General features: G+C 27.9%; 16 protein-coding genes. 2 read left to right on the forward strand and 14 right to left on the reverse strand.

From position 1 onward, the window contains the following. Nucleotides 1-14: 14 nt before the first annotated feature. The 8 genes from KHQ81_11465 to KHQ81_11500 all read right to left on the reverse strand — a co-directional run bounded on the left by KHQ81_11465 (nt 15) and on the right by KHQ81_11500 (nt 7,296). Entirely contained in the window at nt 15-461 is a 447-nt protein-coding gene (locus KHQ81_11465; GenBank protein ID QVK17462.1) for a hypothetical protein, read from the reverse strand. A gap of 27 nt (nt 462-488) precedes the next feature. Next, complete coding sequence (locus tag KHQ81_11470) at nt 489-1,799, reverse strand: MFS transporter (protein ID QVK17463.1); 1,311 nt, start codon at nt 1,797-1,799, stop codon at nt 489-491. A gap of 69 nt (nt 1,800-1,868) precedes the next feature. Continuing rightward, nucleotides 1,869-2,294, reverse strand: a complete 426-nt coding sequence (locus KHQ81_11475) for a hypothetical protein (protein QVK17464.1) — start codon at nt 2,292-2,294, stop codon at nt 1,869-1,871. Then, nucleotides 2,278-2,718, reverse strand: a complete 441-nt coding sequence (locus KHQ81_11480) for a hypothetical protein (GenBank protein ID QVK17465.1) — start codon at nt 2,716-2,718, stop codon at nt 2,278-2,280. Before KHQ81_11480 ends, KHQ81_11475 begins: the two co-directional genes overlap by 17 nt. A 257-nt stretch (nt 2,719-2,975) precedes the next feature. Then, complete coding sequence (locus tag KHQ81_11485; protein QVK17466.1) at nt 2,976-3,626, reverse strand: hemolysin III family protein; 651 nt, start codon at nt 3,624-3,626, stop codon at nt 2,976-2,978. A gap of 10 nt (nt 3,627-3,636) precedes the next feature. Beyond that, nucleotides 3,637-4,296 carry an ATP-binding cassette domain-containing protein gene (locus KHQ81_11490; protein ID QVK17467.1) on the reverse strand — a complete coding sequence of 220 codons (660 nt, stop codon included), beginning with the start codon at nt 4,294-4,296 and terminating at the stop codon, nt 3,637-3,639. A 323-nt stretch (nt 4,297-4,619) separates the two neighbouring features. Then, entirely contained in the window at nt 4,620-5,912 is a 1,293-nt protein-coding gene (locus KHQ81_11495) for a TldD/PmbA family protein (GenBank protein QVK17468.1), read from the reverse strand. 1 nt (nt 5,913) lies between these two features. Next, complete coding sequence (locus KHQ81_11500; protein ID QVK17469.1) at nt 5,914-7,296, reverse strand: TldD/PmbA family protein; 1,383 nt, start codon at nt 7,294-7,296, stop codon at nt 5,914-5,916. A 317-nt stretch (nt 7,297-7,613) separates the two neighbouring features. Between KHQ81_11500 and KHQ81_11505 the strand changes: the two genes are divergently transcribed. Then, nucleotides 7,614-8,369 (forward strand): class I SAM-dependent methyltransferase, encoded by a 756-nt coding sequence (locus tag KHQ81_11505; protein ID QVK17470.1) that lies wholly within the window; start codon nt 7,614-7,616, stop codon nt 8,367-8,369. 170 nt (nt 8,370-8,539) lie between these two features. On the opposite strand, the gene KHQ81_11510 is transcribed toward KHQ81_11505, so the two are convergent. From KHQ81_11510 to KHQ81_11535, 6 genes are all read right to left on the reverse strand, one after another. Then, nucleotides 8,540-9,565 (reverse strand): threonine-phosphate decarboxylase, encoded by a 1,026-nt coding sequence (locus KHQ81_11510; GenBank protein ID QVK17471.1) that lies wholly within the window; start codon nt 9,563-9,565, stop codon nt 8,540-8,542. A 122-nt stretch (nt 9,566-9,687) separates the two neighbouring features. Next, nucleotides 9,688-10,464: a DUF1189 family protein gene (locus KHQ81_11515; GenBank protein ID QVK17472.1), complete on the reverse strand. Its 777-nt coding sequence runs from the start codon at nt 10,462-10,464 to the stop codon at nt 9,688-9,690. Nucleotides 10,465-10,593: 129 nt separating this feature from the next. Then, nucleotides 10,594-11,553 carry a hypothetical protein gene (locus tag KHQ81_11520; protein ID QVK17473.1) on the reverse strand — a complete coding sequence of 320 codons (960 nt, stop codon included), beginning with the start codon at nt 11,551-11,553 and terminating at the stop codon, nt 10,594-10,596. Further along, complete coding sequence (locus tag KHQ81_11525; GenBank protein ID QVK17474.1) at nt 11,546-12,442, reverse strand: winged helix-turn-helix transcriptional regulator; 897 nt, start codon at nt 12,440-12,442, stop codon at nt 11,546-11,548. The genes KHQ81_11520 and KHQ81_11525 overlap by 8 nt, the downstream gene beginning before the upstream one ends. Before the next feature lie 117 nt (nt 12,443-12,559). Then, a complete protein-coding gene (locus tag KHQ81_11530) occupies nt 12,560-13,159 on the reverse strand; it encodes an HD domain-containing protein (protein ID QVK17475.1) in 600 nt (199 codons plus the stop codon). A gap of 78 nt (nt 13,160-13,237) precedes the next feature. Then, nucleotides 13,238-13,915: an SOS response-associated peptidase gene (locus tag KHQ81_11535; protein QVK17476.1), complete on the reverse strand. Its 678-nt coding sequence runs from the start codon at nt 13,913-13,915 to the stop codon at nt 13,238-13,240. Nucleotides 13,916-14,032: 117 nt separating this feature from the next. On the opposite strand from KHQ81_11535, the gene KHQ81_11540 reads away from it, so the two are divergent. After that, nucleotides 14,033-14,206, forward strand: coding sequence for a hypothetical protein (locus KHQ81_11540; GenBank protein QVK17477.1), 174 nt, complete (start codon nt 14,033-14,035; stop codon nt 14,204-14,206). The last annotated feature ends 15 nt before the right edge of the window (nt 14,207-14,221 follow it).

Here is a 14,221-nt window from a genome sequence, read left to right on the forward strand (position 1 = left end):
TAAACAGAAGATTTTTATCTTCTGTTTATATTTTTATAACTAATTGGAATATGTCCAATAGAAAATAATAGTGTAAAAATCATTAATAAGTAAGACTCTGTTAATAGCGATAATAATAGAAAGTAAACAATAGGACTAATAGCAAGTGGAATAGGAATAAAACAAAGTGAAGCAAACAAATAACTATATTTTCTATCATTTATAAAAAAACGAATCCATCCAATATAATAAATTACAGCACAACAAATTAACCCTATGATTAGATACAAATTATAGGAAACAGGATAAAAAATAGGGATTATAAATATTCCCATTTGACCCACTTTTTCTAAAAGTTCTAGGATTTTTTCCTTTTTACTTAAGGGCTGTACCGATATATCTTTTGGTGGAAAAAAAAGGATTAATAAATTGGGAAAAAGACTAATTAAGATAAATAGTAAATTAAGTAAATAAACTTCCATCGTATCTCCTCCAAAAATCAATCATATTTATTGTATTTCATCAAAATCTGGTAAATCACCTTCAACATTTCGAATTGAACGAATAAAATAACCAGATAAACAAGTAATCGTTCCTAATACCCCACTAATTAAAAACATAAGTCCCATCCCAGAACCCAAGTTATTACCAACTAAAAACGTAAACACTGTCTGTTTCATAAACATTGGTTCAAAAACGTAATCCGCTAAAAATCCTCCGAGAAGAAAACCTATAGGCATCATTGATAATGATAGCATCCCTTTAATGGAAAATATACGCCCTTGAATACTTGGTTCTATTTTCGATTGCCATAATGCACTTTCTGCTCCCATAAGAAGTGGTAAGAATAGAGAGGATAAAACCGATGCGATTATCCACATAAAAGCAGTTTGACCTAATCCCATTAAAATATCACCCAATAAAAATGAACTCATTCCAGTTAAAATAATTGTAATTATTTTTTTCTTAGGTATCCCATAAATACTGACGAAAAGGCTTCCTATCACCCCGCCTACCCCTAAGGCAGTTTGTACCATTCCTAAAATCACTTCATTTTTATTCGTCCTAGCAAGGATATAAGCTGGTAATATTCCAAAGTAAGTAGTTGCAGCTAATAGATTAATCACCATGAACACCCCTAGTAGATAAAGCAATCCCCGTCTATCAAATAAATATTTTAGACTGAATTTTAAATCTTCTAACATATGTGATTTTTCACTTATATTATCTTTTAAAACTTTAGGAAAAGTGACCATAAGTAGCGTAGATACCGCAAATATAAATGTGATTATATCAATGACCATGATACCCATAAATCCAATTATTCCAAGCAAAGCACCCGTTAAAATTGGCGCTGCGATCAAAGATGCATTCGACGATAATGAACGCATTCCACTAGCTTGTCCATATTTATCCTTTGGGATTAATACTGTTATTGAAGCAGAATATGCCGGAACTTGAAAAGCTTCCAATGCAGAAGAAAAAGCAACAAATACAAATAAATACCAAATAAGCATATTATTAGATAAATAAGTCATTAATAAGATAATGGTTAATAAACCTGAAAACAAATCAGATATAATCATGATTTTTTTTCTATCCCATTTATCCACAATTATTCCTGCTAAGGGACTTAAAATAATATAAGGTAAGTAAGCAAAAAAACCTAGTAAAGCAGTGGTTGAAGCTTTACCTGTTTGTTCATAAGCCCAAATTAAAAACGCAAAACGAGTCATGGAGGAACCCATAACTGATAAAAATTGTCCAGACCAAATAAATGTAAATTTCTGCATGCCAGTTAGATTTCTTATTTTTTTCATTTTAATTTCTCCGTATATAATGATAATAATATTTAAATACCTTGTATAGAAGATATACAAGGTATTTCTTTATTTTTTATAATAATGATTAGTTGAAAAGATGTACTTAATCAATAATCCCATTCCACTTAAAATAGCTAAAATGCCACCCTTTAGCCTCTCTTCTAATACGAAATTTTTATACATCGTTTCATCGAGTCTATCATATTCTTTAAAAACCCATTCATTCACACTTTTTGTGGCATGGCTAATTGTGTATACACCATAGATAAATACGATAAGTAAAATTAGTGTTATAAAATAATGGACAAATTGTTTTGTTTTTATATGTTTTACATCTTCAATCAATACACCTTTTAAATTATTTAATACACTTTCACTATAAGTTAATCGCGAAAATAAAGTGTAGATAAATGGAAACGTTATAACGATAAAAAGATAATAATAATCTCCCACTCCATTTTGTGAATAAGGTAATTCATATAAGATAAGCAAACTCAAACATGAAGCCAATAGATAGGTGATTATATAAAATTGAATCTTTGAAAAAGATAGATGGAATAGTCGTTTTCCTAAGTATGGAACTAGGTAAAAAATGATAGGAAGTAAAAAAAATACTAAAATATATATCTTCTGGAAGTGCATAAATAACTGCATTGACAATATATACGATCATAATTCCTATAATAATCAAATTACAAACGATAATTAAAATCCGTTTATTTTTAACCTGTTTAACTAATAAAGTCATACATAAAGTCACTAAATACAATAGTAGTGAAATAATAAGAGGTATTAATAATTTCCAACTAGATGTGTTAATCGAAATTACATCAAGTGCAAGAAATATTAATGTAAAAGTTAAATAAAATAAATAAATCCATAAATAGTTGATCATACAGTTCAAAAATTTGTTCATATTTACCCCTCCAATATTCTTCATAACATCTAACCTAATTATAGTATTATAATTTCAATATGTAAAGTATACTTAGATAAAGCAAGTATAAATATGAGGAATAAAATTAAATCTTTTCCCAAGAAAGCCAATACTACCCTGAAGTTAAAAATATACTTACGCTATTAAATAAAAGATCAGCGGTTTCTTTTATTTACGAAATTATATTTAATTATAAAAAAAAATAAAAAGAAGTCCTCTTTTTATTTTTATAAATATCATTTTAATATTATATATTTTAATATAGCCCAATAATGAAAACAACTTCCTAACATTACACAGATGTGGAATAATTCATGAGAACCAAACCTGATAGATAAGTTCGGTTTTTTTAAACCATATATTACTCCTCCAATCGTATATACAATTCCACCTAAGACTAACCAAATTATTCCATAAAGCGAAATTGATAAATACAATGGGTAAATAGCGAAAATAGCTAACCATCCCATGATAATATATAGTGTTGTCTTTATAAAACGAGGCATATCAATATAAAAAATAGATAACATCACACCAACAATCGCAAAGGACCAAATTAACAATATAAATGTCCATTTCCAAGCCCCTTCTAAACCTAATAAACAAAATGGTGTGTAGGTTCCTGCAATCAAAACATAAATCATTGAATGATCAACTTTTTTAAGATGATAAATTAGTGAGTCGCTCCCTCTTACCATATGATAGATTCCACTGGCTGTATATAACAATATCATGCTAATTCCAAATATAATTACTGATATAATGCTAGTTGATGTGTTTTTAACTACTATAGTTTCGATTAACAAGACTATTAAACCTATAACTGCTAGAAATGCACCTATTAAATGAGTTAATGCGTTAATCGGTTCACGAAATTTTGCCTTCATATTTTTCTCCTTACTTCAACAATAATGGCATAATTTGATTTTCATATTGAATGGATGAATGAAATATATTTTTAATATGTCTTATTTTTCCACGATTTAAGATAAATAATTCATCTGCAATATCAAAACCAAAGTAAGTTAAATTAGTTGCGATAAGTACTGTTTTTCTTTCTTCCTTCAATATTTTAATTAATTTTATTACTAATAATTGTGATTTTCTATCCAGCCCACTAAAAGGGTTGTCAAGTAAAATAATATCACTATCAAGACATAAAGATGATAAAAGTACCAATACATTTCTAGTATATAAAGAAGTATTTTTAATGAGAAGTTCTAAATTCTTCTTTACTCCAATACTATCAATTAACTTATAAACTAAATCATTTGTGTGATTACCACCTAAGGATAACAACATTTCTACATACTCTATCCCAGTAAGTTCTTCACAAAAAGTAGGTAATTCTTTAATATAACGACAATTATCTTCTACTTTAATTGCTCCATTGTAATGAGTTAAATTCTTTCCAATACATTTTAGAAGCGTTGTTTTACCACAACCATTTAAACCTAATAAAACACCAATATGACCGGTTGGGAGATTGAAATTAATATTTTTTAAAATCTTTTTATTCTTTTCATATTCAAAAGATACATTCTTACAATTTATCATTGTTATCCTCCTTAAAAAGGTATTGAGTTTACAATTTGTTTACAATACAAGAGTGATTTTGTCAATAAATGTCATATTTATTACATAGTATTTATTGTATTTATATTATATGCTTGATATAGTAAATAATTACAAATCATAAATATTATTTACACAAATGTAAAATACTTTACATTTATTATGTCATATTTCACTTAGCATGTCAATCATTTTATATTAAAAAGAGTGATTTCCTTTCCTTTACACAAATCGCTCTTTTTAATATCTCCTTATGTAAAAAAAAATAGGATTATCTGTCAAAGACAGTTAATCCTACTATTATTTTATTTACCTGATACTAATACATCTTTAATCTTAACATAAGGGAATATATGACTACCAAAATCAACATTTTCTTTTGAAATTTCAATAATATTGTTAAATGCTTCTTTTAAATTTAGTGCAATCATTGTTTCATTTAATGGATATTTAATCTCCCCATCTTCAATGTAGTAACTATTTTTTAAAACAACAGATAAATCGCCATTTTCATTTGGGTGACCACCAGATACACGATTAACTAGCACACCTTTTTCTATAGATTTAATCATATCTTTAAGGTCTTGTTCACCTGGTTCAAGAATATAACATCCACCCATGTTATTTGATCTTTCTAACCCTGTTTTATTAGCACCATATTGAGATAAAGCATAAGATTTTAAAATTCCTTTATCAATGATTGTCATATTCTTAGCTTCAAAACCATCGTTTGTGATATGATAACCATTTGCGATTTTTTCACTTCTTGGTGCAGCATGTAATGTTAATTTTGGGCTAGCTACTTGTTCATTTAATTTATCTTTTAATAAACTAGTTCCAGACATTAATGATATATCAGTTAAGTAAGTATTTACATAATTTGAAATAATTGATGATAAACAATCCGGTGTAAAAATCACATCACCATTGAATTTACCTTCTATTCCTTTTGTTTCTATTTGTCCAATTGTTTCATCTAATACTTGTTTTAAAGAACCATAACTTAATAAATTATTTTCTAATTTTCTCAAATAATAGCCTGAATAATTAAATGAAGAACTTTTTGTTCCTTCTTTAGCCGCAAATACACTTGAGAAATCATAAATTCCTTTTGTTTCTTTAAAATCTACATCATTAGAATTCATTATAAACCTTGTAGTCAAAGTAAAAGAAATCGCTGTATCCATTAATTTAATTGTCGGATAGATTGATTTAATATCTTTTACATATTGAGCTAACAAGTCATACATTTTATCTAAATCTGGTTCATTATCACCAATAATAAACGCCTTTTTGTCTTGAACTGAAGCAATATCAAATGCTTCATCTTTCTCTGAATTTTCACATATTTCTATAACTGAAGTTAATGCTTCATCAACTGTTTTTTTATCAGTTTTATTAATCGAGATAGAACCTTTTTTGTTATCATTAATAACAATAACATGATATGTATTGTTTATTGTTGTTCTTAATAGAGAAATTTCGCCATTATCAAGATTCAATTCATATTTTCGACTTTGTGATACGCTACATTGACATTTATCAACTTTGTCTTTCATTTCATTAATGGTATATTTTAAAATTTCATTATCAAACATTTTATTCGCCCCCTATATTAACTTTACATTTAATTGAAGGACCGCCCATTCCAACAGGAATAGGTTGCTTTTTACCACACATACCACCTGCACCAGCCCATATCATTTCATCAGAAATAGCAGTTATACTTTTTAAGACATCAAAAGCATTACCTGATATCGTAGAATCTTTAATTGCTTTTCCTAATTTTCCATTTTTAATTTCATATCCCATTGTTACAGCGAAAGTAAATTCACTGGTTGTATCTGCTTGTCCATTAGATGTTTTTGTTAGATAGTAACCATCTTCAATTGATGCAATCATATCTTCTAGTTTGCTCTCACCAGGTAATATAGCAGTATTACGCATTCTAATTAATGGTTCATCACTAAATTGCCAAGCTCTAGCATTACCTTTAGGGACTGTATTAAACAATCGTGCGGATTCTTTATTATGCATATAATTCTTTAAAATTCCATTTTCAATTATTACAACATCTTCAGCAACGGTTCCTTCATCATCCATATAGATAGGAATTGTTAAAGTTTTACCTTCATAAGTATGAGCAAAGTCAACCAAAGAAACAAGTGGACTTGCAACTTGTTTATTCATATATTCAGAAGCAATAGATCCACCTAATACAAGATCAGCCTCAGTAGTGTGTCCAATTGCCTCATGAGCCAAAATACCAGAAATATTAGTATCTAAGATAATTTCTCTTAATCCAGCTTTAGGGTAAACCCCTTCACTTTTATCAGCTAACTGTTTATAAAGTTTATCAATATCTTCATAAAAATCACTTGGATTATTGAGTTGATCTTGAATTTCACCTGCTCCACCAAATACTTCGTAAATATTAACTGGTGCACCATCTTTCATCATGACAAGTTGTACAACAACAGAAGTTGTCGGTACAAAAGAATAAAAATTAGAATTATCAGATGTGATGAGTGATTTTTCCATTGATAATCCTCTAACACCAACATATCTTTGAGTTAAATTTGGATATTTTTCTGCGATATAATTATCAATTGTTTTAATATAATCTTTAATTTCTCCCTGCGTTAACGGATGTTTATTTGATCTAAAATCTTTTTCCATATTCCCAATTGTTTTCGGAAAGAATTCTTTATCTAAACTCAAGCGTGAATTAAGGAATAAAGCATTATTACTTGCTGCTTTCAATACTTCTTTTACACTAGCATCATCTATCTCAGAGTTAGAAGCAAAACCCCAAGATCCATTTTTATAGACTCTAGCACCAACACCATTATTACTAGTCTTAGTGTTTGAAACCATGTTCCCATTTAAAAAGCCCATGTTCAATGTTTTGTTTTCTTGAACCCTCAATTCAGTGTATTGAGTCAGTTCATCTAAATACTTTTTTAATGATCTTGTTATCATCAAATCCCCCTCAAATAATTTTTTTGTGTTTATCCACTAATACATTATAACAAATTTACTAATATTATCCAATATATAGCGAGTATAGTTATTAAATTTATTAACTATATTAAACAAAATTTTTGATAATAATGATATTTTCCAAAAATCATGGTGAAATATAGATAACATAAATAAGCAGATCAATTTCAATACAACCTGATTTTGATAATTATCTTATAAAGTTTCAATATCAATTTAAGGTGATTTCTGTAAAACCTAACTAATATTTAGCTTTTGATGTTATAATTTACCTATACTATATCGTGGAGGATAATATGATTAAGAGGGATGCCCTAACTTATTTAGATCTTGATGAATGTGTATTAAAATTAGAAAAATATGATTATACAAAAGATGAAATGATTACCTTTATTAAACAAGGAAAATTAAAAGGAGAAAAGATTGACAACAAGTGGTATGTTAATCAATGTGATTTAAGATACTTTACCTATTGCATAGAACAACCTGAAATTCTTAAACAAGCAGTATATAGTGGTGCAATTGGTGTTGATTTATCACAATTGTCTTTAAATGGAAAAATATTAGATATAGGTGGTGGAGGCGAAGGAATAATAGGACAACTTAAAAGCGATGAAGTTATTGCGATTGACCCACTTAAACAAGAATTAATTGAAGCACCAAGTGGCCCAATTAAAATAGTGATGAACGCGAAAGAATTATTATTCCTAGATCATTCTTTTGAGACGGTTACTTCATTTTTTACACTAATGTATATTAAGAATGAAGAACATAAACAAGTCTTTGAAGAAATCTATCGTGTTCTAAAACCTAATGGACACTTTATACTATGGGATGTTGTTATACCAAAAACCATCAATAATACTCTTTTTATTGCTTTTTTAGAAGTAACATTACCAAATAAAACTGTATCCACTGGTTATGGTCAGAAACGGAATGATAAAACACAAACTAGTGATTACTTCATAGACCTTGGAAAAGAAGTTGGTTTTCAGGTAGAAAGTGTAGAGGATATCAACAATAACGCTTATTGTCTTAAATTTACTAAATAAAACAATTTACCTAAAAATACAAAAAGTCCTGTTTATATGAACAGGACTTTTTTAACTAGTTCTGATTCTAAATTAGATAATCCTAATCAAGAATGATCTAGCTATTAATATTATTTTATTTATTTTTCTCTATATTATTCCTTATTTGGTTCGAATTAACACAAAAAAACTTAATGTTTTGATCTAGCATAGGCTTTTAATGCATCAATTAGTATATTATCTTCTTCAATTGATTTTATAGTGATTCGAACATATTTCCCATTCAGACTTGGAAAATTACGAGTGTGACGAATAACAATTCCTTTTGTAAGTAAAAACCTAATTAATTCTTCATCATCTTCAATTTTCATCACAAAGAAATTAACTACACTATCAAAAACTTCATACCCAAGTTCTTTTAATTGTTTAAATAAACGATTTCTTTCTTTTTCATAATATTCTTTTGTTTTTTCTATAAAATCAAAATCATTTAAATAGGCTAAACTAACAACTTGTGCAATAGAATTGACACTCCATGTTGGTTGTCTATTTTTTATTTCTTCAATATTATCTCTATGGGATAAAACATAACCAATTCTTAAACCAGATAAGTGGTAAAATTTAGTAAGCGAACGTAATATATAAACATAATTAAACTGTTTTATATCAAGCGTTTGATGCTTTTTCTTCATGAAATCAATATATGCTTCATCAATAATTAAATCAATATTTTTTGCTTCTAGCTTTTTCGCTAATTTAGTCATGGTGTCATAATTAAAGTAACGTCCTGTTGGATTATTTGGATTACATACAAATAAAGCAACATGCTTTTCTTTCACCTCTTCAAAATTATATATATAGTCTACGTTTACATTATTTACCTTCAAAGCTTTTTCATATTCTGAATAAGTAGGATGTAATATAGCAACCGTTTTATTTTGATAAAAAGAGGCTAATATATATATCAATTCATTAGTCCCATTTGAAAATAAGATATTTTCAATCGGAATATTTTCTCTCTCACTAATCAATCTTCTTAACTCAATGACTTCATCATCAGGATATTGATCAAAATAGGCTTCATAATTTATATTTAACACTTTGTCTTGTTTAATCGCATTCCCATTATCACTAAAATCAATTACTTTTTTGGGCATTGTTATGCCAAATTGTTGATATAATTTTTCAGGGTTAGCTCCATGCATACGCCATTTCATTAAATGCCACCACCTTTATATTTTTATTTTATCTAAAATAATCTAACTCATTCCTCTAAATTTATTGATGATATAAACAAAAAATAATACTAGGCATAAAATATACCTAGTATAATTCATATTTATTCAACATCTAATTGAAGTTCAGTATTATTTTCTTCAGTTTTATTGAATCCTACCTTAACTGCAAGGTAAGTTAATGCAAATATAATTGTGTAATCAATTATTACACGTAGGAATCCACCTAATGGTACAAATGATGTTATATATCCAAATAGAGATTCATGAAAAATCATTCTTGTTAACGCATTAAAAGTTACATATGGTAAAGAAGTATAAATTGTTAACTTAAACATCTGGTCATACTTGAAGTATGTTTTCATAGAAGCATTGATTATCCCCATCATGACTAGTGCTAGTATTGTATTAGCGATAATAAAGAAAATTGTCGCTCCTACAAATGCACCTAAAAAACCGAATATATAGATTAGGGCAGAAAAAGCACCTAAAAAGTCAATAAAATCATTCGCATTCATATAAGGTCCATGGTTTAAACCTGTTAATAATTGTTCATAACTATTAATTCTGTTTTCAAAGAGTATTTTATCTCTTGTCAGTATTACTTTATCATTAAATAGACTATCATCATCCCAATTTAAATCAATAATAAGATCATCATACTCGTAATAGTCCTCATTACATGTTAATTGATAATTAACAATTTTACACCCTGTTTCATCAGCAAACTTCTTAATAGTAGAGTCATCTAATTTAGATATATATCTTACTGATATTACTAATACTGATAATGCAAAGATAAATCCTAGTAATATTGAAAATAAAAATGCTTTTCCTAGTCCTTTTTCTGATTGTTTAAATAGATAACGAAAAAATGCCATATAATCCCTCCTATTATAATATAAATTCATTATATAACATAATTTTTATTTTTAATATATAATTTTCATTAAAACCTAAAATATTTTAACCAAAATTACATTATTGTGAGAATACTAATAAACATTTCTTTATAATAACCTCTTAATTTTGGCAAGATGATACCAATGTGCAAATGACTCTATTAATGATTTATACTCCTTTTGCGTCCTCCTCCATATTAGTAGATTTTCTAATTGCATTCCTTTTACAAATGGGTCTTCTAATAAATTTGGTATTAAACGTGGTTTACGATAACAAACTTCAGTTTCAATTAACTTTATCATACTAAAATAATCATTTTTCATAATATTGGAAGTTAAGGGGTGTTCTGATAAAGTTTTTAACCCCAGATACCGTACTCCCACTTCATGTACTAAAGTATTCTTCATCATCGACCATTTATATTTATCTCCAAATACAATTTGCTGAGGACCTAAACTACTAGCAGTTGTAGGATTTTCAGGACATATAATTAGATTAAATTCATCGTATGGATAATTTATCCCTAATTCTTCATTCCATTTTTTAAATACCTGTACCTGTTTACAATCGTTTTCCCAGGATAATAAATCATAATTAATTATTTTAGACCTATAGATATCTTGATAAATAGGCCATAATTTATTAATAAACTTAAAAAAATAATCAACTACTTTTATTACCTTCTTAGGATTTCTACTAATAGATTTAAAAAGATAAGTCATCCATGATGAATTATACCAGTCATCCCAATATTTTGTCTCACTAGGCCAGCTATTTTTAAATACTTCGATAGATTGGCTACAAACAAAATGGTTAATTGCTTCCTGAATTTTAATTAACTTATCAACTGAATTAGGATTAAGATAGGATGGAATTTGATAAACAAGAGTAAAAATCGGTCCACCTGCAGCTGGAGCACAAAAAGCAAACTCAGTACCAAACTTTTCTAATTTTTCTGCCTCATGTTGATACTTTTCATTAACTTTTCCCCCAATAAAACCTAATTGTTTTAATCCGTAATAACATAGAGAGGCATAATAGGACTTCTTAACATATACTTTAGACATTATTCTCCCCCTTGTTCATTGAGTTAAGGAAAAATACCAACTCTTGAAGCCGCGAGATTTCAGGAGAAAACCGGACGATACGACCTGATTTTGAACGAGATACTAAACCTGCTTGTCTTAAAATTGTGAAATGATGAGATACTGTTGCTGGTGTTATGTTTAATTGTGAAGCTAATTCAATTCCCTCAATACTCCCACCATTTAGTAATAACTTTTTCATGATAGCCAGTCGATTCTTTTCTCCTAAAGCAGCTAAACACCTAACATATAGATCATTATTTTCATAAGCACTCAAATTATCCCTTATATTTCTTGTACCAAATAAAATAATTAGATTGTCATTAACATTGTTAAATCCTAATTGAGTATCTAAAAATAATAATGGAATTAGTATGATTGACTTGGCATTCTCAATAATTAATTGATGTTCTAATGAAATTTTCTGTTTACATTGCCCTTCTAAGAATCTTATCACCTGATCAATATTATTTATTTCTACATTATCCCATCTGTCATATCGTTTCTTTATTTTTGTCCAATATTTAGAAAAACCTAGTTCCCAAACACTTCTAGCAATCTCCATTATAGACTTTATTTGATTTGAGGTATTTATTTCATTTAAATCTTTATCATTTAAAACGATATCACCATGTTCTAAAAAAATTTTTATTATAGGTTCTATTTGTTCTTCAATTGAATCTAAATCTTCTTCTGGAAACGCATATTTTAGTACATCTGAATTATTAATTTTGTATTCTTTATGATATTTTAAATAATCACAGTCACTAGGAAATATTCCAGGGTTTTGTATCGCAACAAATCCCATAAATATCTCCATAGTAGCGTATTCTTGAATTTTTATTCGTACATTACTTCTTTTAATAAACATCTCATTCACCAACCTTTTCTATAGATTAGATAATTATCTAATTGTCTAATCTAATTATATAACATATATAATTAAACATCAATGAAAAAACTGTACTAATCAATAGTACAGTCAATTTTAAGAAAGTGTGTTCTCTATTATATTTGGTAGTAAATTATATATCGATTGGTTAATACTTTTTTCTATTTCTTGTTTTAGAGAAAACACCTTTTTCCACTTTCCAATCGTCAAATCATTAACACCTCTTCTTAAAGCAACATCTATCATCCTTTTTTCTAATATACAAAAACCATTTGGTAAAGCAAGGTAATCACAGACTTGAATCAATTTATCATAATCATCATAAGTCACCTTTTCAATATATGATTTCAAAAATCTTAATTCTTCTTCTGTACAATCAAAATTTCCATTAAAATCAGAAATATCATGATGAACAAATGAATGCGTTAGGCTTATTCTTCCTACTTCTTCATAACCTAAATCTTTTAAATACTTATACCCATAAATCGTATGATGTAAATCATATATCCCTTCTCTTCTACCTATATCATGGAGTAACCCACAAATATAGGCTTTCTCAGAATCTAGATTCGGGTGTTTCTGTGCGATTAATTCAGCAGCTAAAGCAGTATAATAAACATGCTTTACCCATGGACCAGGATTCAATTTTTCTGCCTCTAAAATCATATCCTGTGCTTCTTTTCTAGATGGTAACATAATAATCCCCACTTTCTCCTAAACTCTTAAAAATAACAATAAAACTATTATATCATATAACTTAAATTATTAATATTTTTAAACAATTGACTTTAAACAATCTGATGTTTCATTTCGAGGATTATTTACAATTGGATTCACTTTAAAACAATCCATATTGATAGATTGATAGGGAACTAATAATGACTCTAATATATCAACATCTGATATTAAAGGATTTAGCCATGTTTTTTCAGTTTCTAGTGTTAAAATAACGGGCATTCTATCATGTATGGGTTTCATAATTTCATTAGGTTCAGTCGTAATAACAGTACAAGTATAAATATTTGATCCATCTTCTTTAGTATAAGCACTCCATAGACCAGCTAAAGGCAATATCGATTGATCCGTTACTTTAAAGTGATAAGGAATTTTATTCTTATTTTCTTTTTTCCATTCATAGAAACCATCTGCCAATATGACACATCTTTTATGTTTAAAGGAATCTTTAAACATTGGCTTAGATGAAATTGTTTCTGCCTTAGCATTAATCGAATAAAATTTCTCATCTTTAGCCCAAAAAGGAATAAACCCCCAACGTAATGAACCAACACGATATTTCTTCCCATCACTTATAACTGATAAAACTTTTGTTGATGGCGCAACATTATATCTTGGTAATTCAAAATCTATGTTTTCTTCATCAATATCATATCTTTCTCTAAGTACCTGTATCATATCTTCTGTACTTAAAGCAACACTAATTCGTCCACACATAGGTATTCTCCATTCTTAAATATCTATCTTATTATCTATTTTATTCTATAATACATTCATTAAAATATCAATTGTATATATTATTCATAGTATCATAAACTATTAATGGTGATTAATATGAATAGATCTCATAAATTAGAACTAGAAAGATTAAAATCAAAAAACGAATACACGAATGCAGATTTAGAAATCGCAAAAGAACTATTAAAACAAGAAGACCCGCCTTTTCATGAAGAAGTAGCTTCTGTTGTAGAAAAAATTACAAAAATATTAAATCACGATAAAAAATAACCTTCTCGGGTTATT

The organism is Mycoplasmatota bacterium, assembly GCA_018394295.1.
Lineage (GTDB): Bacteria > Bacillota_I > Bacilli_A > Haloplasmatales > Haloplasmataceae > JAENYC01.

Excerpts from the sequence above, each read along its gene's own strand:
- KHQ81_11465 (QVK17462.1), bottom strand. The coding sequence starts at position 461 with ATGGAAGTTTATTTACTTAATTTACTATTTATCTTAATTAGTCTTTTT.
- KHQ81_11470 (QVK17463.1), bottom strand. The coding sequence starts at position 1,799 with ATGAAAAAAATAAGAAATCTAACTGGCATGCAGAAATTTACATTTATT.
- KHQ81_11480 (QVK17465.1), bottom strand. The coding sequence starts at position 2,718 with ATGAACAAATTTTTGAACTGTATGATCAACTATTTATGGATTTATTTA.
- KHQ81_11485 (QVK17466.1), bottom strand. The coding sequence starts at position 3,626 with ATGAAGGCAAAATTTCGTGAACCGATTAACGCATTAACTCATTTAATA.
- KHQ81_11490 (QVK17467.1), bottom strand. The coding sequence starts at position 4,296 with ATGATAAATTGTAAGAATGTATCTTTTGAATATGAAAAGAATAAAAAG.
- KHQ81_11495 (QVK17468.1), bottom strand. The coding sequence starts at position 5,912 with ATGTTTGATAATGAAATTTTAAAATATACCATTAATGAAATGAAAGAC.
- KHQ81_11500 (QVK17469.1), bottom strand. The coding sequence starts at position 7,296 with ATGATAACAAGATCATTAAAAAAGTATTTAGATGAACTGACTCAATAC.
- KHQ81_11505 (QVK17470.1), top strand. The coding sequence starts at position 7,614 with ATGATTAAGAGGGATGCCCTAACTTATTTAGATCTTGATGAATGTGTA.
- KHQ81_11510 (QVK17471.1), bottom strand. The coding sequence starts at position 9,565 with ATGAAATGGCGTATGCATGGAGCTAACCCTGAAAAATTATATCAACAA.
- KHQ81_11515 (QVK17472.1), bottom strand. The coding sequence starts at position 10,464 with ATGGCATTTTTTCGTTATCTATTTAAACAATCAGAAAAAGGACTAGGA.
- KHQ81_11520 (QVK17473.1), bottom strand. The coding sequence starts at position 11,553 with ATGTCTAAAGTATATGTTAAGAAGTCCTATTATGCCTCTCTATGTTAT.
- KHQ81_11525 (QVK17474.1), bottom strand. The coding sequence starts at position 12,442 with ATGTTTATTAAAAGAAGTAATGTACGAATAAAAATTCAAGAATACGCT.
- KHQ81_11530 (QVK17475.1), bottom strand. The coding sequence starts at position 13,159 with ATGTTACCATCTAGAAAAGAAGCACAGGATATGATTTTAGAGGCAGAA.
- KHQ81_11535 (QVK17476.1), bottom strand. The coding sequence starts at position 13,915 with ATGTGTGGACGAATTAGTGTTGCTTTAAGTACAGAAGATATGATACAG.
- KHQ81_11540 (QVK17477.1), top strand. The coding sequence starts at position 14,033 with ATGAATAGATCTCATAAATTAGAACTAGAAAGATTAAAATCAAAAAAC.